Raw genomic sequence first — 18,282 nt, forward strand, 5'->3', positions numbered from 1 at the left:
ACGATTGGGTAGCCAGTGCTTCTGAAAACCTTCGGCTGGTCGTTCGCGGTCACCGCGCTCGGCCTGGTCGCGGCGGTCTTCTACGGGGGGTGGACCGCCTTCGGCATCGTCGCGATCCTCTCCATCCTGGAGATCTCGCTGTCCTTCGACAACGCGGTGGTCAACGCCGGGATCCTGAAGAAGATGAATGCCTTCTGGCAGAAGATCTTCCTCACCATCGGCATCCTCATCGCGGTGTTCGGCATGCGTCTGGTGTTCCCGGTCGTGATCGTGGCGATCAGCGCCCAGCTCGGACCGATCGAGGCCGTCGACCTCGCGCTCACCGACAAGGACCGCTATCAGGAGCTGGTGACGGACGCCCATCCGTCGATCGCCGCCTTCGGTGGCATGTTCCTTCTGATGATCTTCCTTGACTTCATCTTCGAGGACCGGGACATCAAGTGGCTGGCCTGGCTGGAGCGTCCGCTGGCCAAGCTCGGCAAGGTCGACATGCTGTCGGTCTGCATCGCCCTGATCGTGCTGCTGGTCTCCGCCATCACCTTCGGCGCCCATGCCCATCAGCACGGGGGCGCACACGCCGACAAGGCGGAGACCGTCCTGCTCGCGGGCATCGCCGGCCTGATCACCTACATGATCGTCGGTGGCCTCTCCGGCTACTTCGAGGACAAACTCGAAGAGGAGGAGGAACGCGAGCACGAGGAGGAAGAGGCGGCGGAACGCGCCGGGAAGCCCAAGTCGGCCGTCAAGCTGGCGGGCAAGGCCGCGTTCTTCATGTTCCTCTACCTGGAGGTCCTGGACGCGTCGTTCTCCTTCGACGGCGTCATCGGCGCCTTCGCCATCACCAACGACATCGTCCTGATGGCCCTGGGCCTCGGCATCGGCGCCATGTACGTCCGTTCGCTGACGGTTTACCTGGTCCGCCAGGGCACCCTCGACGACTACGTCTACCTGGAGCACGGCGCCCACTACGCCATCGGCGCCCTGGCCCTCATCCTGCTGGTCACCATCCAGTACCAGATCCACGAGATCATCACCGGCCTCGTCGGTGTCATCCTGATCGGCTGGTCCTTCTGGTCCTCGGTGCGCCGCAACCGCGCACTGGCGGCGGCCGGCGGAGGCGGCGACCAGGAGAAGGCGGAGGTCTCCTCCGGGGTGTGAAACCCTTGATCTCCGGGCCGGGACGCGCTCCCGGTGCGCCCATGCCCCTGGTGTGAACCCGGCCCGGACGAGGAACGCTCTGAGCGGGGCGGCCGACGAGGACGACTCCTCGGGGCCGCCCCGTCGGCGGTGACGCGAAGGTGGGGCGGGAATGGGCTTCTTGGACGGGCTGTGGCGCGGCCGCGAGTCCGAGTTCGACTCGGGCAGCGCGGCGACCAACTCCATACAGCTGACCAAACGGCACAGCCAGGTCTCCCTGACCAAGCAGGGAGCGGCCACCGGCAATCTCCGCGTCAACCTCTCCTGGCGGATGCGGACCTCCGACATCTCGGGCGTCCAGCGGGAGAGCCTGCTGCGGCACCCCTTCAAGGCGCTCAAGCCCCCCGAGGTCGTCGGCCACAGCCAGAGCATGGTCAACGTCGACCTCGACCTCGGCTGCCTCTACGAACTCCAGGACGGCACCCGCGGGGTGGTCCAGCCGCTCGGCGGCTTCCTGGGCGACGTCAACGCCCCGCCCTACGTCAAGCTCAGCGGCGACGACCGCTTCGGCTCGGCCTCCGGCGAGACGCTGTACATCAACCTCGACCACAAAAACGCCATCAAGCGCCTGCTGCTCTTCGCCTACATCTACGACCAGACCCCGGCCTTCGACCGGACGCACGCAGTCGTCACGCTCTACCCGAGCAACGGCCCCCGCATCGAGATCGGCCTCGACGAGCGCCATCCGCAGGCCCGGTCGTGCGCCGTGGTGATGCTCGAGAACGTCAAGGACGAGATCATCGTCCGCCGCGAGGTGAAGTTCGTGTACGGCTTCCAGGGCGAACTGGACCGGCTGTACGGGTGGGGCCTCCAGTGGGGCCGGGGGCACAAGAGCAAGGCGGACCGCTGAGCCCGTACCCGGACCACTGAGCCGGTACCCGGACCACTGAGCCGGTACCCGGGCCCCTGCGCGTCCCGCGGCCGTGCGGCCCCTCCGCGGCGACTAGCGGCCGAGGAACTGCGGCCCCTGCGGGGGCAGCCGGAAGTCCGGGTCGGGCGCCCCGGTGACCGGCTGCGGATAGCCGTACCCGGACTGCGCCCCGGTGACCCCGGCCGCTGCGGGCGCCTGCGGGTACCCGTAGGCGGGCTGGGCCGCCGGCTGCTGCGGATAGCCGTAGGCGGGCTGCGCCGGTACGCCGGCGGGCTGCTCGGGCGGCAGCGGCCGGGAGACCTCCGGCAGGGGCTGCACCGCCGTCGGCTGGTCGGGACCGACCACCGGCGGGGCCGACACGGACGGGTCGGGCGTGGACTGGGACTGGGCGGGGGCCGGCGGGGCCGGGTCGGGCCGGGGGGCCGACATGGGATCGTCCGCGCCCTCCGACTCGTCCACCGAGATGCCGAAGTCGGTCGCCAGGCCCTTGAGCCCGTTGGAGTAGCCCTCGCCCAGCGCCCGGAACTTCCAGCCCTCCCCGCGCCGGTACAGCTCGCCGCAGATCAGCGCCGTCTCCTGGCCCGTCTCCGGCTTGACGTCGAAGTACGCCAGCGGTTCCGCGTCGGCGGCCGCGGCGTCGTACAGCAGGATGCGCAGCGACGTGACCCGGTCGAAGGCGACCCCGTCCGCCGAGGCGACCAGCAGGATCCGGCCCACGGAGGGCTCGACCCCCGAGAGGTCTGTCTGGATCGTGTCGGTCAGCCCCTCGGCGACCCGCTTCTTGCCGAGCCGCCAGACCTGGCCGGACGGGTGCCGGGGCTGGTTGTAGAAGACGAAGTCCTCGTCGGAACGCACACGGTCGTCCGGCCCCAGCAGCAGCGCGGAGGCGTCGACGTCGGGGACCCCCTGCCCGGGAGTCCAGCGCAGCACGGCGCGTACCGTGGTGGCTTGCAGCGGGACGTTCGACCCCTTCAGCATCGCGTGCGTCATGCCGTCATCCTGCCCTCTCGGTCCTGGTCACGACAACGCGGGGGCGGGTACTCGGCCCGTGTCCGCCCGCCCCGGCTCGCCGTCACCGACACGGCCGGGTTACCTGGAATTCATGCCCGGTGGGAACCTCCGACACGGATACGTACGTACTATTACCGGCCACCTTTCGCCGCTCAACAGGTTGCCCAGACACCACGGGGGAGTTTAAATGCGTCACTTCGGACAGATAGCCCCTGATGTGCGGAAGCGTCTCTTCCATCAGGAGCCGTGCTCCTTCACGGCGGACTCCCCGGCCCGGCTGCTGTCCGCGGCCCTGGGCGCCACGCTCTACAGCCCGGCCACCCGGCCGAGCCTCGCCGACGACATCCTGAAGCAGGGTGCCCGCGGTCTGGTGTCGATGGTGCTGTGCCTGGAGGACTCGATCGACGACGCCGACGTGCCCTTCGGCGAGGAGAACCTCGTCCGCCGGCTCACGGACCTGGCGGAACGTTCCGGCGTCGACCTGCCCCTCCTGTTCATCCGGGTCCGCACCCCCGAGCAGATACCGGACCTCGTCCATCGCCTGGGCCCCGCCGTGCGGCTGCTGTCCGGATTCGTACTGCCGAAGTTCACCGAGGAACGCGGCATGCCCTTCCTGGAGGCGCTCGCCGCGGCCGAGGCCACCAGCGGCCGCAGGCTCTTCGCCATGCCGGTGCTCGAGTCCCCCGACCTGCTCTACCGGGAGACCCGGGTGCAGACGCTGGAGGGAATCTTCCGCGCGGTCGACAAGTACCGGGACCGCGTCCTCGCCCTGCGGCTCGGCGTGACCGACTTCTGCTCCTCCTACGGGCTGCGCAGAGGCCCCGACATGACGGCCTACGACGTCCAGATCGTCGCCTCCGTGATCGCCGACGTGGTGAACATGCTCGCCCGCGCCGACGGCACCGGCTTCACGGTGACCGGACCCGTGTGGGAGTACTTCCGCGTCCAGGAGCGCATGTTCAAACCGCAGCTGCGGCAGAGCCCCTTCCTCGAGGGACAGGCCGTCGAACTGCGCCAGAAGCTCATCGAGCACTCGATGGACGGCCTGCTGCGCGAGATCTCCCTGGACCGGGCCAACGGCCTGCTGGGCAAGACCTGCATCCACCCCTCGCACGTGCTCCCCGTGCACGCGCTGTCCGTGGTCAGCCACGAGGAGTACAGCGACGCCCAGGACATCCTGCGGCCCGAACGGGGCGGCGGGGGCGTGATGAGGTCCGCCTACACCAACAAGATGAACGAGGTGAAGCCCCATCGCGCCTGGGCCGAGCGGACCCTGCTGCGCGCCGAGGTCTTCGGGGTGGCGAACGAGGACATCGGCTTCGTGGAACTGCTCGCCGCCGGCCTGTCCGACTGAACGCCGGGTGACCGGACCCAAGCGATCCATGACCGACGCCGGGCGCACGCCGCGGCGGACAACGGGAGGCACGAGTACATGACCGAGAGGGCGCACGCCGAAGCGCACGCCGAAGAGCCCGTCGGAGTCTGGTCCGGCAGCTGGGTCGCCGAGCGGCTCGGCGTCGAACTCGCCGGCGACGAGGCGCTGACCGGCCTGCTGGGGCTCGCCCTGCGCCGCAACCCCAAGCGGGCGCACCTGCTCGTCTCCAACGTGCTCGGCAAACACGTCCCGCAGTCGCCCTCCGTCGTGTACGGGCACGGCGTCGCCCTCGGCCGGCGGGTCCGCGAGCTGCTCGGCGCGGACGCGGCCGAACGCGCGGTCGTCCTCGGCTACGCGGAGACCGCCACCGGACTCGGCCACTCCGTCGCCGACGGCCTGGGCCCCGCCCCGTACCTGCACTCCACCCGCCGTCCGGTCGCCGGAGTCGCCCGGGCGGGCGGCTTCGAGGAGTCCCACTCGCACGCGACCTCCCACCTCCTGCTGCCGGAGGACCCCGCGCTGCTGGCCGGGGACGGGCCGCTGGTCCTCGTCGACGACGAGTTCTCCACGGGGAACACGGTGCTGAACACCGTGCGCGATCTCCACGAGCGTTATCCGCGGGAGCGGTACGTGGTGGTCGCCCTGGTGGACATGCGGTCGGCGGCGGACGCGGGGCGCCTCGAGGAGTTCGCGCGGGAGATCGGCGCGCGGGTGGATCTCGTAGCGGCGGCCTCGGGGACGGTGCGGCTCCCCGACGGGGTGCTGGAGAAGGGGCAGGCCCTGGTGACGCGGTACGAGGCGGACAGCGCGCAGGCCGGTGGTCGGCCGTCCGCGGCGCCGTCGTGGCCGGTCGCGCAGTTCCCCACGCCCCTGGAGGGCGTCGTCGGCCCCGCACACGACCACCGCACCCGCCCCCACGCCACCCCCGTGGACCTGCGCTGGCCCGCCGGTCTTCCCGACGGTGGCCGGCACGGCTTCACCGCCGCCCACCGGGTCCGCCTCGAAGCCGCCCTCCCCGCCATGGCCGCCCGGATCGCCGAGGCGCTGCCCGCCGGCGCCCGGCGGGTGCTCGTCCTCGGCTTCGAGGAGCTGATGTACGCCCCGCTCCGCCTGGCCCGGGCGCTGGAGCAGGCCGCCGGCGACGACGTCGACGTGCGTTACTCCACCACCACCCGCTCTCCCGTCCTCGCCGTCGACGACCCCGGCTACGCGATACGCACCCGCCTGGTCTTCCCCGCGCACGACGACCCGGCCGACGGCCCCGGCGAGCGCTACGCCTACAACGTCGCGGGCGCCGGTTTCGACGCCGTGGTCGCCGTCGTCGACTCGGCGGCCGACACCCCCGCGCTGCACGCCCCGGACGGGCTGGCCGCCCGGCTCGCCGCCCACGTCCCCCACGTCCTGCTCGCGGTCGTCCCGTCGTACGTCCCCGACGTCCCCGACATCCCGCCCGTCCCGCAAGCCCCCGAAAGGCCCTCCATGCTGCCCGAGCCGCTGCGCGGCCCCGCGTTCTCCTCGTACGCGCCCGAAGAGGTCGGCTGGCTGCTCCAGGACCTCTCCGACGTGACGCTGGAGGCGCCGACCGAGGAGCGCGAGGAGGCGATCCAGAGCGGCGGCGCGCACTACGCCGAGTCGCTGCCCGTGGAGTACCAGCCCAGCGAGCAGTACCAGGAGCTGTTCCACGCGGCGCTGGAGGCGTCCGCCGCCCGGCTGGCGCGCGCCGTCGGCGCCGTCACCGAGATCGTCCTCGCGGAGCGCTCGCCCCGCCCGGTCCTGGTCTCCCTCGCCCGCGCGGGCACCCCCGTCGGCGTGCTGATGCGCCGTTGGGCGCGGTACCGGCACGGCCTCGACCTCGCCCACTACGCGGTGTCGATCGTCCGGGGGCGCGGCATCGACGCCAACGCCCTGCGCTGGCTGGCCGGCCACCACGACCCCGCCGACGTCGTCTTCGTCGATGGCTGGACCGGCAAGGGCGCCATCACCCGCGAACTAGCCGCCGCCCTGCGCGACTTCGAGGCCTCCGACGGCGTCACCGGCTTCGACCCGGAGATCGCCGTACTGGCCGACCCCGGCTCCTGCGTACGCACCTACGGCACCCGGGACGACTTCCTCATCCCCTCGGCCTGCCTCAACTCCACCGTCTCCGGCCTGATATCCCGCACCGTGCTCCGCGCCGACCTGGTCGGCCCGCACGACTTCCACGGCGCGAAGTTCTACCGCGAACTCGCCGGGGCCGACCTGTCACCGGCCTTCCTCGACGCCGTCTCCGCCCGCTTCCCCGAGGTCACGGACACGGTCGACGCCCACGCCAAGGAGCTCCTCTCCGCCGACCGCACCCCCACCTGGGAGGGCTGGGCCGCCGTCGAGCGCATCAGCGAGGAGTACGGCATCCACGACGTGAACCTCGTCAAGCCCGGCGTCGGCGAGACCACGCGGGTGATGCTGCGCCGCGTGCCGTGGAAGGTGCTGGCCCGGGCGGGCGCCGGCGCCGACCTGGACCACGTCCGGCTGCTGGCCGAGCAGCGGGGCGTACCCGTGGAGGAGGTCGACGGCCTGCCCTACACCTGCGTCGGGCTGATCCACCCCCAGTACACGCGGGGCGCCACCGGCGCCGACGGCAAGGCGGTGACCCTCTGATGCCGGTGCTCGTCGCCAGCGACCTCGACCGCACGCTCATCTACTCCGCGGCCGCCCTCGGACTGACCATGCCCGACCTGCGGGCACCCCGCCTGCTGTGCGTGGAGGTCTACGAGAGCAGACCCCTGTCCTACCTGACCGAGACGGCCGCCCAGTTGCTGACCGACCTCGGCGACACGGCGCTCTTCGTGCCGGCCACCACCCGGACCCGCAAGCAGTACCAGCGGATCAACCTGCCCGGCCCGCCGCCGAAGTACGCGATCTGCGCCAACGGTGGCCACCTGCTGGTGGACGGCGTCTCCGACCCCGCCTGGCACGCCCGGGTGACCGCGCGGCTGGCCGACGAATGCGCGTCGCTGGCCGAGGTCCGCGACCACCTGACGAACACCGCCGACCCGCTGTGGGTGCGCAAGCACCGGGTCGCCGAGGACCTCTTCGCCTACCTCGTCGTCGAACGCGACCTGCTGCCCCAGGACTGGGTGAAGGAACTCGCCGTGTGGGCCGAGAACCGCGGCTGGACCGTGTCCCTCCAGGGCCGCAAGATCTACGCCGTGCCCAAGCCGCTCACCAAGAGCGCCGCCGTGCGCGAGGTCGCGCGCCGCACCGGCGCCGAACTCACCCTCGCCGCGGGCGACTCGCTCCTCGACGCCGACCTGCTGCTCGCCGCCGACCGGGGCTGGCGCCCGGGCCACGGCGAACTGGCCGACTCCGGGTGGACGGCCCCGACGATCAGCGCTTTGCCCGAGCGCGGCGTCCTGGCCGGTGAGCGGATCCTCCGGGAGTTCCTGCGCGCGGCGAGCCCGGCTCGCTGAACCTGTCGTCCGGGCCCCGCCTGCGGTGGCCGGCGCCCGGACGCAGCAGACGCATGACGACGAAGACCAGCAGGGCGAGGGCGGCCGCGGCCAGGATCACCTTCGAGTAGGTCGACGCGATCCCCGAGACGTCGGACCAGTTGTCCCCCAGCGCATAGCCGGCCAGGACGAAGACGGTGTTCCAGATCGCGCTGCCCAGCGTCGTCAGGGCGAGGAAGACGGGCAGCCGCATCCGTTCGACACCCGCCGGGACGGAGATCAGGCTGCGGAAGATGGGGATCATCCGGCCGAAGAACACGGCCTTCGTCCCGTGCTTGAGGAACCACGCCTCCGTCTTCTCGATGTCGGACACCTTCACCAGCGGCAGCTTCCCCGCCATCGCCACCGTGCGGTCCCGGCCGAGCAGCGCACCGATCCCGTACAGGGCGAGCGCGCCGATCACCGAACCCGCCGTCGTCCACAGCAGGACGGCGATCAGGTTCATCCGGCCGGAGCTCGCGGCGAACCCGGCCAGCGGCAGGATCACCTCGCTCGGCAGCGGAGGGAAGAGATTCTCCAGAGCGATGGCGAGACCGGCACCCGGTGCGCCGAGGGCGTCCATGAGGTCGTTGATCCACTGCGGGCCCGCGCCGCTGTCCGCGGCCGGCTGCGCTGCGATGGCTGTCATGACGCCCACGCTAGGAAACCGCGGCTGAAGGGATCCTGAGGAAGGGCACGGGGCACACTGCGGCTCCCTTCGCTGTCCGCTGCGGACGCCTTCCTCCGCGGGTTCCTCGCCGTGCCGGGATCATGCGGCCGGGGGAGCGGGCAGCCCGTCGCGGCAGGCTCAGCCGCAGCAGCCCCCGCCGCAGCAGCCTCCGCCGCCACCCGACGAGGGCGCCGGCGCGGACGCGGAGGCCGAGCCGCCGACCGCGACCGTCGACAGCAGCTTCACCGTGTCGCCGTGACCCGCCGGGCAGGCGGCGGGAGCGGAGGACTCGGCCATGGGACGGCTCAGTTCGAAGGTGTCGCCGCAGGTCCGGCAGCGGTACTCGTAGCGAGGCATGCGCACAGGTTAACCGGCACGGCCGGCCGGCGGACCCGGTCGTCCCGGGCGATCACTGACCGGCCCCGCGCTCCTCGCGGATCCGGGTGACCACCTGGGCCACCGCCTGCCGGACCGCCTCCGTCTCCGTCAGGAAGTGCCAGTAGTCGGGGTGCCGCCCCTCCAGCGTGGTGACCGCCCGCTCCAGCCGGGCCACGGCCTCGTCCAGCGGGCGCGCGTGGCGTGGCTCGGGGGTGTTGCGGCCGGCCATGGCCAGGCGCTGGGCGTCGCGGATGGCGAAGCGGGTGCGTTCGATCTCCTGCTGCGGGTCCTTCTGCACGGCGTTGAGCTGCCGCAGCCGGTCGCCGGCCGCCGAGACGGCCTCGTCGGTCGAGTTCAGCAGCGCCCGCACCGTCGACAGCAGGGCGGTGGCGTCGGGCCAGCGCTGCTCGTCGCGGGCGGCCTGCGCCTCGGCCAGCTTCTGCTCGGCCTGCCGGACCGACTCGGTGGCCTGCTCCGGCACGTGCTGGAGGTCCTGCCAGCAAGCGGCCGTGAAGCGCCGGCGCAGCTCGCTGAGGACCGGCTCGACCTGTCCGGTGCGGGTGGTCAGGGCCTGGGCGCGGGTGCGCAGGGAGACCAGCCGGTGGCCGGTCTCGGCGGCGCGCTCGGGCAGCCGTTCCGCCTCGGCGCGGACCGCCTCGGCCTCCCGGGTGACCCGCTCGGCGCGCTCGAGGGTCTGGGGCACTCCGTGCTGTCCCGCGCCCTGGTTCAGCCGGGTCAGCTCCGGGCCGAGACGGGCGAGACGGGTGGCGAGGTCGTCCGCCTTCAGACCGGATCCGCGCGCGGAGTCCAGGGCGTCGGAGGCGGCGAGCAGGGCCTGCCGGGCGCGCTCCACGGCGGGGGCCAGCCGCGCCAGCTGGGTCTCGGCCTTGCCGAGGAGGGGGCCGAGCCCCTCGGCGAAGCGGTCCAGTTCCTGCTTGACCCGGCCCAGCTCGGTCCTGGCCGCGGTCAGTTCGCCGCGGGCGTGCGCGGCGGCCGACGCCTCCAGGTCGTCCCGGTCCAGGTCGTGGGCGTCGACGGCACTGATGTACTGGTGGCTGACCTCGTCGATGCGCCGGCCGAGGGCCTCGAAGTCGGTGACCGCGCGCCGGGCGGCGGGGGAGGAGTCGACCGCCGCGATCGTCTCTATGGAGATCCGCAGGTCCCGCTGGGCGGTGTCCAGCTCGTAGAAGGCGGCGGCCGCGTCGTCCTTGGCGGTCTGGGCCTCGGCCCGCTGGCTCTCGGCCCGCCCGCCGAACCAGCGGCGGGTACCGCCCCCGGCGAACGCGGCGGGCAGGGCCAGCACGGCGAGCAGGGGCAGGCCCATCAGGGCGAGCGCGTCACGGACCGGCCGGGGCGCCCGGGGACGGGAGCGGTGGGAGCGGCGCGGTGGGCGCTGGGCGCGCACCGCCATCGGCGAGTACGGCTGCGATGGCGTCGCCGTCACATCACTCTCCCGTGTCGTCCGTCCTGCCCGGGTTCATTCTCCCACCCGTTGAGGACGAACACACGGGCCGGTCAGTTCGCGGTTCGGACCGTGATTTTGCCGTCACCGGACCGGGCGTCGACCACGTGCGCGCTGGTGTCGTCCGTGGGCACGGACACGTCGACCGCGCCGTCACCGGTGTCGGTGGACACCTTGTACGTGGCCCGGGGCAGCGAGATCGTCACGGAGCCGTCGCCCGTACGGGACTCGACCTCGTCCGGGACGGCGCCGAGGTCCAGCCGGACCGAGCCGTCGCCGGTGTGCGCGCTGACCCGGCGGGAGGAGACCGCGGCCCGTACGGAGCCGTCGTCGGTGCGCAGCCTCAGCGGCCCGGAGGAGTCGGTGACGTGCACGGAGCCGTCGCCGGTACGGATGTCCAACGCGTCCTCGAACCCGCTCGCCCGCACGCTGCCGTCCCCGTCCCTCACCTTGACGGCGATGCCGCGCGGCACCTCGACGCGGTGCTTGGCCGCGCAGTCGGCGATGACGCCGGAGCAGTGCATCCGCAGCACCAGCCGGTCGCCGTCCATCTTCCAGGTCGCCTCGGGGTCCGAACCGACGGCGACCGACCCGGAGAACCACCGGGTCACCTCGATCCTGCCGGACGCGTGGTCGTCCGAGGCGACGACTTCCAGGGCGGAGTCGTCGGTGTCCACGGTGAGGGTGCGGCCCGGCAGGTCGAACGACCGGTGCTCGGGGTCCTTGTCGTCCGACGCGGAGGCGCAGGCGCTCAGGCCCGCGACGAGAACGGCGACGGCGCCGACGGCGGCGGACACGCGGACGGGAACGGTACGGGCAGGCATGACGGTCTCCCCCTGGAACGGACGACGAGGTGCCGCGCCCGAGCCCCTCCGCGGTGGCGGACGGCCCCGTCGGCGAGGCTCTTCGACCGTACGGAGCGCGGGCCCCCGCCGGGATCCGGACCGCTACCGGATCCGGGGTGGGGATAACCCCCGGCCCGTCGGCCGGGCACGGTGCGAACACGTTTGCCGGGCAGCGCCCCGGGCCATGTAGGCTGTCGACTCGTCCTGGGTGCGTAGCTCAGGGGTAGAGCGCCTGCCTTACAAGCAGGATGTCGGCGGTTCGAAACCGTCCGCGCCCACCAGGACCGGCGCCGTCGTCGGCGCGAAGGCCCCCGGAGTTCTTCCGGGGGCCTTACGCGTGCGCTCGTTCCCCGCCTCCCTAGGATGAGGTCCGTGAGAAGCCCCGAGCAGTACGTCCCGCGACCGCCCGCGCGGTGGTGGCGGGCCGTGTGCGTGCTCGGGCTGTTCGCCGGACTCCTCGGCATGCACGGGCTGGCGCCCGGCGGCGGCCTCCCGGAGCACTCCGCCGGGCACCGGCACGCGTCGGCGGCACCGATGGCCGCCTCCACGGGCCCGGGCACGCACACGCGTTCGGCGGGGTCCCCGACGACGGGCGCGGGCGCGGCGCACGCGGGCTGCCCGCAGGACGACGGCTCCTGCGGCGGCGGCCATCTCCGGCATGCCGACGCGATGTGCGCGTCCGGCGCGGTGAGCGACGGACCGGTGCTGCCGGCGCCGGTCCCCGACCCGGTCCCCGTCGTCGGGTGCGACGGGATCGTACGCGCGTACGCGGCCGCCGCACCGGACGGTGCGCGGGCGCCGCCCTCCCTCGCCGAACTCCAGCTCCTGCGGATATAGACACCGCCCCCCGCACCCGCGCCGCCAGGGCGCGGCGCGGTGCACCGGCATGTCCATCCCCCCTCACAGCAGGAGTTCACGCATGACCAGCAGGACCAGCATCCGTATCCGCACGCGCCGTACCGCCCTGGCGGCGGCGACGGCCACCGCCGCGTTCCTCCTCGCCGCCTGCGGCGACGGCGACGGCGGCAGCGGTCACGAGGGCCCGCACGCCTCCGCCTCCGCGGGCGCCGAGGCGGGGAGCACGGCCGGGAACGAGACCGGCGAGAACGCGCACAACGCCCAGGACGTCGCCTTCGCGCAGGGCATGATCCCGCACCACCGGCAGGCGCTCGAGATGGCACGGCTGGCCGCGGACCGGTCGGCGTCGGCCGGGGTCGAGGACCTCGCCGCGCGCATCGAGAAGGCACAGGACCCGGAGATCACGACCATGACCGGCTGGCTGACGGCCTGGGGCGAGGAAGTGCCGGAGTCGATGCCCGGCATGGACCACTCGGCGCACTCGGGCATGCCCGGGATGATGGGCGACGAGGACATGGCGAAGCTGAAGGAGGCTTCCGGCCGGGAGTTCGACACGATGTTCCTGACCATGATGGTCGAGCACCACGAGGGCGCCGTCGAGATGGCCGGGACCGAGAAGGCCAAGGGCCGCTACGCCCCGGCCAAGGACCTCGCCGACGCCATCGCCACCGCGCAGAACGCCGAGATCACCGAGATGAACAAGCTCCTCGGCAAGGACGGCGGGAACGGCGGGAACGGCAAGGACGGCGCGAACGACAAGGACTGAGTCTCCGGCCGTCCCCGGCCCGGCACACCGGTCCCGCCCGCGTGACGTTCCTCAGGCGTCCTCGGGCGGGGCCTCGTGGGCGCGCTTCAGCGCCGACCGGGCGCTCACCTGGTCGGGGCCGGTGATCTCCGACCAGTAGCGATGGGTGCTGACGAACACGGCCAGCTCGCGCTCGCGCTGCCGGAGCTTCTCGACCTCGGCCTGGTCGTCCGCCGACCAGCCGGGCGAGGCCGGGCGCTCGACCTTGCGCCAGCCGTTGTCGTCGCTGAACCCGTCGAGCGGTTCGACGGACCACGGCAGTCTCTTCAGCAGGGCCGCCAGCTCGGCCCGGACCTGATGCAGTTCCTCCTGACCGGCGAGGAGGTCACTGGGGAAATCATAGGTCGTAGCCACATTCCAATGATACGCCTGTTCGATTTTGAGGCGCGCGTTCCCTTCGGTGGTTCACGCGAAAGGGTGGCGCCGCGGGCCGGTCCGGCTGTCAGACCCCTGCCCTACCGTGAAAGACATGGACGGTGTGGACGAGTTCGACGGCGGGCGGACCGGGGCGGGCGGGCAGCAGGTGAGCCTGGTCCCCTGGGCGGAGGGGGACCTGTGGCTGCTGCGCAGGCTGAACAGCCCGGAGATGACGGCGCACCTGGGCGGCCCGGAGAGCGAGGAGCAGCTCCTGCTCCGCAACCGCCGGTACGTGGAGCCGGCGCCGGGGCGGATGTACCGGGTGACCCTGGCGGCGGGCGGCGAGACCGTCGGCTCCGTCGGGTACTGGCGGCGGACCTGGCAGGGCGCCGAGATCTGGGAGGCCGGCTGGGGCGTGCTGCCCGAGTTCCAGGGGCGCGGGCTGGCCGTGCGGGCGGCCCGCGCCGTCCGGGAGGCGGCCGGGGCGGACGGGTCCCACCGGTATCTGCACGCGTTCCCGAGCGTCGGCCACGCCGCGTCCAACGCGGTCTGCCGGGGAGCCGGGTTCACGCTGCTCGGGCAGGCCGACTTCGAGTATCCGAAGGGCCACTGGATCAGGTCCAACGACTGGCGCGTGGACCTGGAGAGGGAGGACTGACGTCATGTGCCGCAGCATCAAGACCCTGCGTCCGCCGGTGCTGGCCGAGGAGGCCACCGAGGACGAGATCAGGGCCGCAGCCCTTCAGTACGTACGCAAGGTCTCCGGCTTCCGCGCGCCCGCCGCGCACAACCAGGAGGCCTTCGACCGCGCCGTCGAGGCCGTCGCCGAGGCCACGGCCGAGCTGCTGGCCGGCCTGGAGATTCGGGGAGGCGGCGGCGCGCGACGGGCCTCCTGACGCCGTCCGGCGGGACCGCGCCCGGCCCCGTGCCGCTCGGGCCGCACCGCGCCCGGCCCCGTACCACTCGGGCCGCACCGCGGCACCTGCCGCCATGAGGCCGGTGCCGCTGCTACGAGGCCTCGGCGGTCCGGGGCTGGCGGCGCATCAGGTACGCCGCGCCCGCCCCCGCGCCGAAGAGCGCCGCCAGTGACACGCCCGTCGTCAGCCAGCTCGCGCCCAGCCACTGGCCGCCGAAGTAGCCGAGGGCGACGCTGTAGGCGGCCCAGGCCAGCCCGGCCAGGGCCGACCAGGGGAGGAACTCGCGGATCCGGCGATGGGCCGCGCCGGCGACCAGCGAGACGACCGAGCGGCCGGCCGGGGCGAAGCGGGCCAGGACGACGAGGGCGCCGCCGCCGCGGGCCAGGGCGCCGCCGAGACGTTCCTGCGCCGTGGTCAGCCGCCGGGACCGGGCGATGGCGCGGTCCAGCCGTGCCCCGCCGCGCCAGGCGAGGCGGTAGACGGCCAGGTCGCCGAGGACGGAGGCGGTCGCCGCGCAGAGCGTCAGGACGAGGATGTCGGGGACGTCCTGCGGCACCCGTCCGGCAGCCGCCGCTCCCGAACCGGCGGCCGCCGCCGTCGCCGCCGTGATCACCAGGACGCCGCTCGGCAGCACCGGCAGGAAGATGTCGAGGAGCACCGAGACGGCCACCAGCGCATAGATCCACGGGCTGCTGACCAGTGCCCCGACGACTCCCAGACTCTCCACGACCACAACTCCCCGACGACTCCCCCGTGGGCCGGGCCTGCCGCGAGACGCGGGGACGGCAGGATCGGCCAATGACAGCCATACAGCGTACGCCCGGGGTGTGACAGAGGGTTCACAGGGGGCTCGTGTGTTCGGCGCGTGACGTTCACACCGAAGTCGACCGCGCAGGGCTCCGCCGGCGTGCGTGACGACGGGGAGCCCCGCGCGGTCCGGTCAGGCCGCGACCGGCGTCTTCGGTTCCGGGGCGGGCTGCTTCCGCTCGGACGTGCGCCGCGCGAGGAGCCGGTCCAGGCCGAAGGCGCCGGAACCGGTGAAGGCGAGCAGCAGGAAGACCCAGCAGAACATGACGGAGGCCTCGCCGCCGTTCTCCATCGGCCACAGGGCGCCCGGCTGGTGCACCTTGAAGTACGCGTAGGCCATGGAGCCGGAAGAGACGACCGCCGCGGCTCGGGTGCCGAGGCCCAGCAGGACGAGGCCGCCGCCGACCAGTTGGATCACGGCCGCGTACCAGCCCGGCCAGGTGCCCGCGTCGATCGTGCCGCCCGAGCCCGCCGCGCCGCCGAGGACGCCGAACAGGGAGGCGGCGCCGTGGCAGGCGAACAACAGGCCGACGACCATGCGGAACAAGCCGAGTACGTAGGGCTGGGCGTTGGTGCCGTTGAGGCGTTCGGGCATGGGGGGTTGCTCCTTCGGTCGACCGGCCGAGGGCGCGGCCGGCGGGGGACGGAACCGAGTGGGCTGCCCACGTTAGGTGTGCCTAATGAGTACTTGCAAGTTCAACATTTAGCCATAGCCTGACGTGCGGTCACCTGCACGGCATGGACGCCGAGGCAGGTGGGAGCGCTCCCACGCCCGCGGTGCGGCCTGCGGACGTGACTCAATTCATACCCCGCCCCGCCCGCCGCACGCCCCGCCCGGCGTATCCCGCCTACGCCAGTTCCCGGTCCGTGATCATCCGGAGCACGTTCGTGCCGTCGCGGTTCGCCCGGGCCTGCTCCAGGCGCAGTCGCGCCGACCGGCCCCGCAGCGTCAGCGTCATGATCTGGTTGCCGAACCAGGGGCCGCCCGTCCTGCGCCAGCTCACCGCCGGCGGCGCACAGCGTCCGTGCCGGGCGATGCGCCGCCCGAGCGCTCGCGCCGGGGCGCTCCAGCCGAAGCGGAAGCCGAGGCGGATCGAGAGCGGCACGGAGTTGTGCACCGGGGAGCAGGTCAGCTGGGCCACCCGCGCGTCGGGCGCACGCCCCGCCCACGAAGGCTCGGCCACGTAGGCGTGGTGGACGTCGCCGGACAGCACGCTCACCGTCGCGGGCGCCCCCGGTCCCGTACCGGCCTCGGCGATCAGGTCGCCGAGCGCGTCGAAGGACGACGGGAACGCGGCCCAGTGCTCGAGGTCGGCCCCGCGCCGGATCCACTCGCCGCGCCGCGCCCAGCGCTCGCCCCGCTCGCCGCCGCACATCGCGGCGTTCCACGCCTCCACGTCGTGCACCAGGTGGGGCAGCAGCCAGGGCAGGGAGGTGCCGATCAGCAGGTGGTCGTACGCGCTGTCGCTGTCACTGTCGCCCCGTCCCTCCAGGATCTGTTCGCGCAGCCAGGCGGCCTCGCCCGGGTCGAGCATCGTGCGGCGGTCCTCGTCCAGGACGCGTGCCGCGCGGGAGTCCACCATCAGCAGCCGGGTGCGCCCGAAGTCGCGCCGGTAGCTCCAGCGGACGGAGGCCGGGTCGGAGTCCGCCCGGGCGGCGAACGCGCGCAGGGCGTCGGTGCCGTCGGGGGTCCCGCGGACGGCGGCGTAGAGCGGGTCGGCGGTCAGCTCGTCGGGGGAGAGGTTGCCCAGCTGCTGGTACACCCAGTACGACATCAGCCCGCTCAGCAGCCGCTCCTGCCACCAGTCGGTGGCCCGCATGTCGGCGAGCCAGGCGGCGGAGGTGTTCCAGTCGTCGATGACGTCGTGGTCGTCGAAGATCATGCAGCTGGGCACGGTGGACAGCAGCCAGCGCACCTCGGGGTCGAGCCACGATTCGTAGTAGAGGCGGGTGTACTCCTCGTAGTCGGCGATCTGGTCGCCTGGGGGCCGGTCCAGGTCGCGGCGGCCGGCGAGCCAGTGGCGGGTCGCGTCGGAGACCTCGTCCGCGTACACCTGGTCGCCGAGCAGCAGCAGGACGTCGGGGCGGGCGCGCTCGGGGTCGGCCGCGAGACGGGCGGAGAGGGTGTCCAGGGCGTCCGGGCCCACCGAGTCCTTGCCGCCGGCCGGTGGCGCGGCCCAGCGGCAGGAGCCGAAGGCGACGCGCATGCCGTCGTCGTCCGTGGGCGTGGCGATCACCGAGGGCGGGAAGCGGGAGTCGGCCGGCGGCCACACGCTCGCGCCGTCGAGGAGTACCTCGTACTCCGTCGCCGTACCCGGGGTCAGACCGCCGACCGGGACCAGGGCGTAGTGGTGGCCCGCGATCCGGAAGGTGCGGGCCGTGCCCCGGGCGCCGTCGGCGCAGCGCACCTCGGCGGTGCAGGGGCCGCTCGTCTCCACCCAGACGGTCGCGCACGAACCGTCGGCGTATCTCAGCAGTGGGCCCAGGCGCAGTCCCGCCATGATGATCCTCTCCTCCGTCGCACCGTACGGTACGGAACGACGGAGGCCGGCGGGGAGGTTCCGGGCCGAACGGATGGACGAACGGACGGTGGACGGCGCGTCAGCAGTTCGCGAGGTAGCCCTGGAGGGCGGACTTCTCCGCCGAGTCGACCGAGAGGTCGTAGTAGTACTTCACCTGCACCCAGGCGCGCACGTACGTGCAGCGGTAGGCGCTGCGCGAGGGCATCCAGGTGGCCGGGTCCTGGTCGCCCTTGGACTGGTTGACGTTGTCGGTGACCGCGAGGAGCTGGGGCCGGGTCAGGTCGTTGGCGAAGGACTGCCGGCGCGAGGTGGTCCAGGAGTCGGCGCCCGAGTCCCAGGCTTCGGCGAGGGGGACCATGTGGTCGATGTCCACGTCGGAGGAGGCGGACCAGGTGGCGCCGTCGTACGGGGAGTACCAGGTGCCGCTGGTGGCGGCGCAGGAGGAGTTGGTGACGACGTCCTCGCCGTCCCGCTTGAGGATCGTCTCGCGGGTGTTGCAGGTGCCGGACTGGGTGATCCAGTGCGGGAAGAGGTCGCGGTCGTAGCCGGTGCGGTCCTCGGAGGCCACCGTGAGGGAGGAGAGGTAGGTGCGGGCGGTGGCGGCGCTGACCGGGGTGGGGAGGGCGGCGGAGGCGGCCGGGCCGTTGAGGAGCCCGGCGGAGGCTATGAGCCCGGTGAACGCGGCGAGGAAACCGAGCCGTCGACGCGCGTAGAACTTCGGCATGCGAACTCCCTTGAGG

General features: G+C 72.9%; 19 protein-coding genes and 1 tRNA gene. 10 read left to right on the forward strand and 10 right to left on the reverse strand.

Translation table 11 applies throughout. The features are described from left to right. The first annotated feature begins 15 nt into the window (after positions 1-15). The gene (locus tag Sco07f_RS03265) at positions 16-1,158 is read left to right on the forward strand and encodes a DUF475 domain-containing protein (protein WP_087791107.1); all 1,143 of its coding nucleotides are present in this window, start codon (positions 16-18) and stop codon (positions 1,156-1,158) included. A 151-nt stretch (positions 1,159-1,309) separates the two neighbouring features. Beyond that, the gene (locus Sco07f_RS03270; protein ID WP_108986875.1) at positions 1,310-2,047 is read left to right on the forward strand and encodes a TerD family protein; all 738 of its coding nucleotides are present in this window, start codon (positions 1,310-1,312) and stop codon (positions 2,045-2,047) included. 93 nt (positions 2,048-2,140) lie between these two features. On the opposite strand, the gene Sco07f_RS03275 is transcribed toward Sco07f_RS03270, so the two are convergent. Next, positions 2,141-3,058 (reverse strand): TerD family protein, encoded by a 918-nt coding sequence (locus tag Sco07f_RS03275; RefSeq protein ID WP_054100614.1) that lies wholly within the window; start codon positions 3,056-3,058, stop codon positions 2,141-2,143. A gap of 208 nt (positions 3,059-3,266) precedes the next feature. Here Sco07f_RS03275 and Sco07f_RS03280 point away from each other — a divergent pair, with 208 nt between their 5' ends. The 3 genes from Sco07f_RS03280 (at position 3,267) to Sco07f_RS03290 (ending at position 7,903) form a co-directional block, all read left to right on the forward strand. Then, positions 3,267-4,433 (forward strand): HpcH/HpaI aldolase/citrate lyase family protein, encoded by a 1,167-nt coding sequence (locus Sco07f_RS03280; protein ID WP_007449184.1) that lies wholly within the window; start codon positions 3,267-3,269, stop codon positions 4,431-4,433. A gap of 78 nt (positions 4,434-4,511) precedes the next feature. Then, positions 4,512-7,091, forward strand: a complete 2,580-nt coding sequence (locus Sco07f_RS03285) for a phosphoribosyltransferase (RefSeq protein ID WP_108986876.1) — start codon at positions 4,512-4,514, stop codon at positions 7,089-7,091. Further along, complete coding sequence (locus tag Sco07f_RS03290; protein ID WP_108986877.1) at positions 7,091-7,903, forward strand: HAD family hydrolase; 813 nt, start codon at positions 7,091-7,093, stop codon at positions 7,901-7,903. The genes Sco07f_RS03285 and Sco07f_RS03290 overlap by 1 nt, the downstream gene beginning before the upstream one ends. Here Sco07f_RS03290 and Sco07f_RS03295 read toward each other — a convergent pair. The 4 genes from Sco07f_RS03295 to Sco07f_RS03310 form a co-directional block, all read right to left on the reverse strand. Continuing rightward, a complete protein-coding gene (locus Sco07f_RS03295) occupies positions 7,821-8,570 on the reverse strand; it encodes a DedA family protein (protein WP_054100617.1) in 750 nt (249 codons plus the stop codon). The genes Sco07f_RS03290 and Sco07f_RS03295 overlap by 83 nt on opposite strands. Positions 8,571-8,729: 159 nt before the next feature. Next, entirely contained in the window at positions 8,730-8,948 is a 219-nt protein-coding gene (locus Sco07f_RS03300) for an FmdB family zinc ribbon protein (RefSeq protein WP_108987080.1), read from the reverse strand. Between the two features lie 52 nt (positions 8,949-9,000). Continuing rightward, complete coding sequence (locus tag Sco07f_RS03305; RefSeq protein WP_042826060.1) at positions 9,001-10,413, reverse strand: coiled-coil domain-containing protein; 1,413 nt, start codon at positions 10,411-10,413, stop codon at positions 9,001-9,003. Between the two features lie 71 nt (positions 10,414-10,484). Further along, entirely contained in the window at positions 10,485-11,255 is a 771-nt protein-coding gene (locus tag Sco07f_RS03310) for a DUF4097 family beta strand repeat-containing protein (RefSeq protein ID WP_007449137.1), read from the reverse strand. A gap of 227 nt (positions 11,256-11,482) precedes the next feature. Between Sco07f_RS03310 and Sco07f_RS03315 the strand changes: the two genes are divergently transcribed. From Sco07f_RS03315 to Sco07f_RS03325, 3 genes are all read left to right on the forward strand, one after another. Continuing rightward, positions 11,483-11,557 (forward strand) — tRNA-Val (locus tag Sco07f_RS03315). 91 nt (positions 11,558-11,648) lie between these two features. Continuing rightward, positions 11,649-12,113, forward strand: a complete 465-nt coding sequence (locus tag Sco07f_RS03320) for a DUF6153 family protein (protein WP_159106920.1) — start codon at positions 11,649-11,651, stop codon at positions 12,111-12,113. A gap of 82 nt (positions 12,114-12,195) precedes the next feature. Beyond that, the gene (locus Sco07f_RS03325) at positions 12,196-12,900 is read left to right on the forward strand and encodes a DUF305 domain-containing protein (protein WP_108986879.1); all 705 of its coding nucleotides are present in this window, start codon (positions 12,196-12,198) and stop codon (positions 12,898-12,900) included. A 51-nt stretch (positions 12,901-12,951) separates the two neighbouring features. Here the strand turns inward: Sco07f_RS03325 and Sco07f_RS03330 are convergent, their stop codons facing one another. Then, positions 12,952-13,293, reverse strand: coding sequence for a DUF8825 domain-containing protein (locus tag Sco07f_RS03330; protein WP_087791114.1), 342 nt, complete (start codon positions 13,291-13,293; stop codon positions 12,952-12,954). Between the two features lie 115 nt (positions 13,294-13,408). Between Sco07f_RS03330 and Sco07f_RS03335 the strand changes: the two genes are divergently transcribed. Both Sco07f_RS03335 and Sco07f_RS03340 read left to right on the forward strand, forming a co-directional pair. Next, positions 13,409-13,954 carry a GNAT family N-acetyltransferase gene (locus Sco07f_RS03335; RefSeq protein WP_007389741.1) on the forward strand — a complete coding sequence of 182 codons (546 nt, stop codon included), beginning with the start codon at positions 13,409-13,411 and terminating at the stop codon, positions 13,952-13,954. A gap of 4 nt (positions 13,955-13,958) precedes the next feature. Further along, a complete protein-coding gene (locus Sco07f_RS03340; RefSeq protein ID WP_054100620.1) occupies positions 13,959-14,192 on the forward strand; it encodes a DUF2277 domain-containing protein in 234 nt (77 codons plus the stop codon). A gap of 112 nt (positions 14,193-14,304) precedes the next feature. Here Sco07f_RS03340 and Sco07f_RS03345 read toward each other — a convergent pair whose 3' ends face one another. The 4 genes from Sco07f_RS03345 to Sco07f_RS03360 all read right to left on the reverse strand — a co-directional run bounded on the left by Sco07f_RS03345 (position 14,305) and on the right by Sco07f_RS03360 (position 18,266). After that, a complete protein-coding gene (locus Sco07f_RS03345) occupies positions 14,305-14,946 on the reverse strand; it encodes a DedA family protein (RefSeq protein ID WP_054100621.1) in 642 nt (213 codons plus the stop codon). Positions 14,947-15,153: 207 nt separating this feature from the next. Next, the gene (locus Sco07f_RS03350; RefSeq protein ID WP_007449121.1) at positions 15,154-15,615 is read right to left on the reverse strand and encodes a DoxX family protein; all 462 of its coding nucleotides are present in this window, start codon (positions 15,613-15,615) and stop codon (positions 15,154-15,156) included. A 253-nt stretch (positions 15,616-15,868) separates the two neighbouring features. After that, a complete protein-coding gene (locus Sco07f_RS03355) occupies positions 15,869-17,521 on the reverse strand; it encodes an alkaline phosphatase D family protein (protein WP_108986880.1) in 1,653 nt (550 codons plus the stop codon). Between the two features lie 100 nt (positions 17,522-17,621). Next, a complete protein-coding gene (locus Sco07f_RS03360) occupies positions 17,622-18,266 on the reverse strand; it encodes an HNH endonuclease family protein (protein ID WP_007449118.1) in 645 nt (214 codons plus the stop codon). Between the last annotated feature and the right edge of the window lie 16 nt (positions 18,267-18,282).

The sequence above is a fragment of the Streptomyces coelicoflavus genome (genome assembly GCF_003112555.1).
Classification (GTDB): domain Bacteria; phylum Actinomycetota; class Actinomycetes; order Streptomycetales; family Streptomycetaceae; genus Streptomyces; species Streptomyces coelicoflavus.

Excerpts from the sequence above, each read along its gene's own strand:
- Sco07f_RS03325 (WP_108986879.1), top strand. The coding sequence starts at position 12,196 with ATGACCAGCAGGACCAGCATCCGTATCCGCACGCGCCGTACCGCCCTG.
- Sco07f_RS03290 (WP_108986877.1), top strand. The coding sequence starts at position 7,091 with ATGCCGGTGCTCGTCGCCAGCGACCTCGACCGCACGCTCATCTACTCC.
- Sco07f_RS03310 (WP_007449137.1), bottom strand. The coding sequence starts at position 11,255 with ATGCCTGCCCGTACCGTTCCCGTCCGCGTGTCCGCCGCCGTCGGCGCC.
- Sco07f_RS03300 (WP_108987080.1), bottom strand. The coding sequence starts at position 8,948 with ATGCCTCGCTACGAGTACCGCTGCCGGACCTGCGGCGACACCTTCGAA.
- Sco07f_RS03270 (WP_108986875.1), top strand. The coding sequence starts at position 1,310 with ATGGGCTTCTTGGACGGGCTGTGGCGCGGCCGCGAGTCCGAGTTCGAC.
- Sco07f_RS03295 (WP_054100617.1), bottom strand. The coding sequence starts at position 8,570 with ATGACAGCCATCGCAGCGCAGCCGGCCGCGGACAGCGGCGCGGGCCCG.
- Sco07f_RS03340 (WP_054100620.1), top strand. The coding sequence starts at position 13,959 with ATGTGCCGCAGCATCAAGACCCTGCGTCCGCCGGTGCTGGCCGAGGAG.
- Sco07f_RS03360 (WP_007449118.1), bottom strand. The coding sequence starts at position 18,266 with ATGCCGAAGTTCTACGCGCGTCGACGGCTCGGTTTCCTCGCCGCGTTC.
- Sco07f_RS03350 (WP_007449121.1), bottom strand. The coding sequence starts at position 15,615 with ATGCCCGAACGCCTCAACGGCACCAACGCCCAGCCCTACGTACTCGGC.
- Sco07f_RS03275 (WP_054100614.1), bottom strand. The coding sequence starts at position 3,058 with ATGACGCACGCGATGCTGAAGGGGTCGAACGTCCCGCTGCAAGCCACC.
- Sco07f_RS03280 (WP_007449184.1), top strand. The coding sequence starts at position 3,267 with ATGCGTCACTTCGGACAGATAGCCCCTGATGTGCGGAAGCGTCTCTTC.
- Sco07f_RS03355 (WP_108986880.1), bottom strand. The coding sequence starts at position 17,521 with ATGGCGGGACTGCGCCTGGGCCCACTGCTGAGATACGCCGACGGTTCG.
- Sco07f_RS03285 (WP_108986876.1), top strand. The coding sequence starts at position 4,512 with ATGACCGAGAGGGCGCACGCCGAAGCGCACGCCGAAGAGCCCGTCGGA.
- Sco07f_RS03335 (WP_007389741.1), top strand. The coding sequence starts at position 13,409 with ATGGACGGTGTGGACGAGTTCGACGGCGGGCGGACCGGGGCGGGCGGG.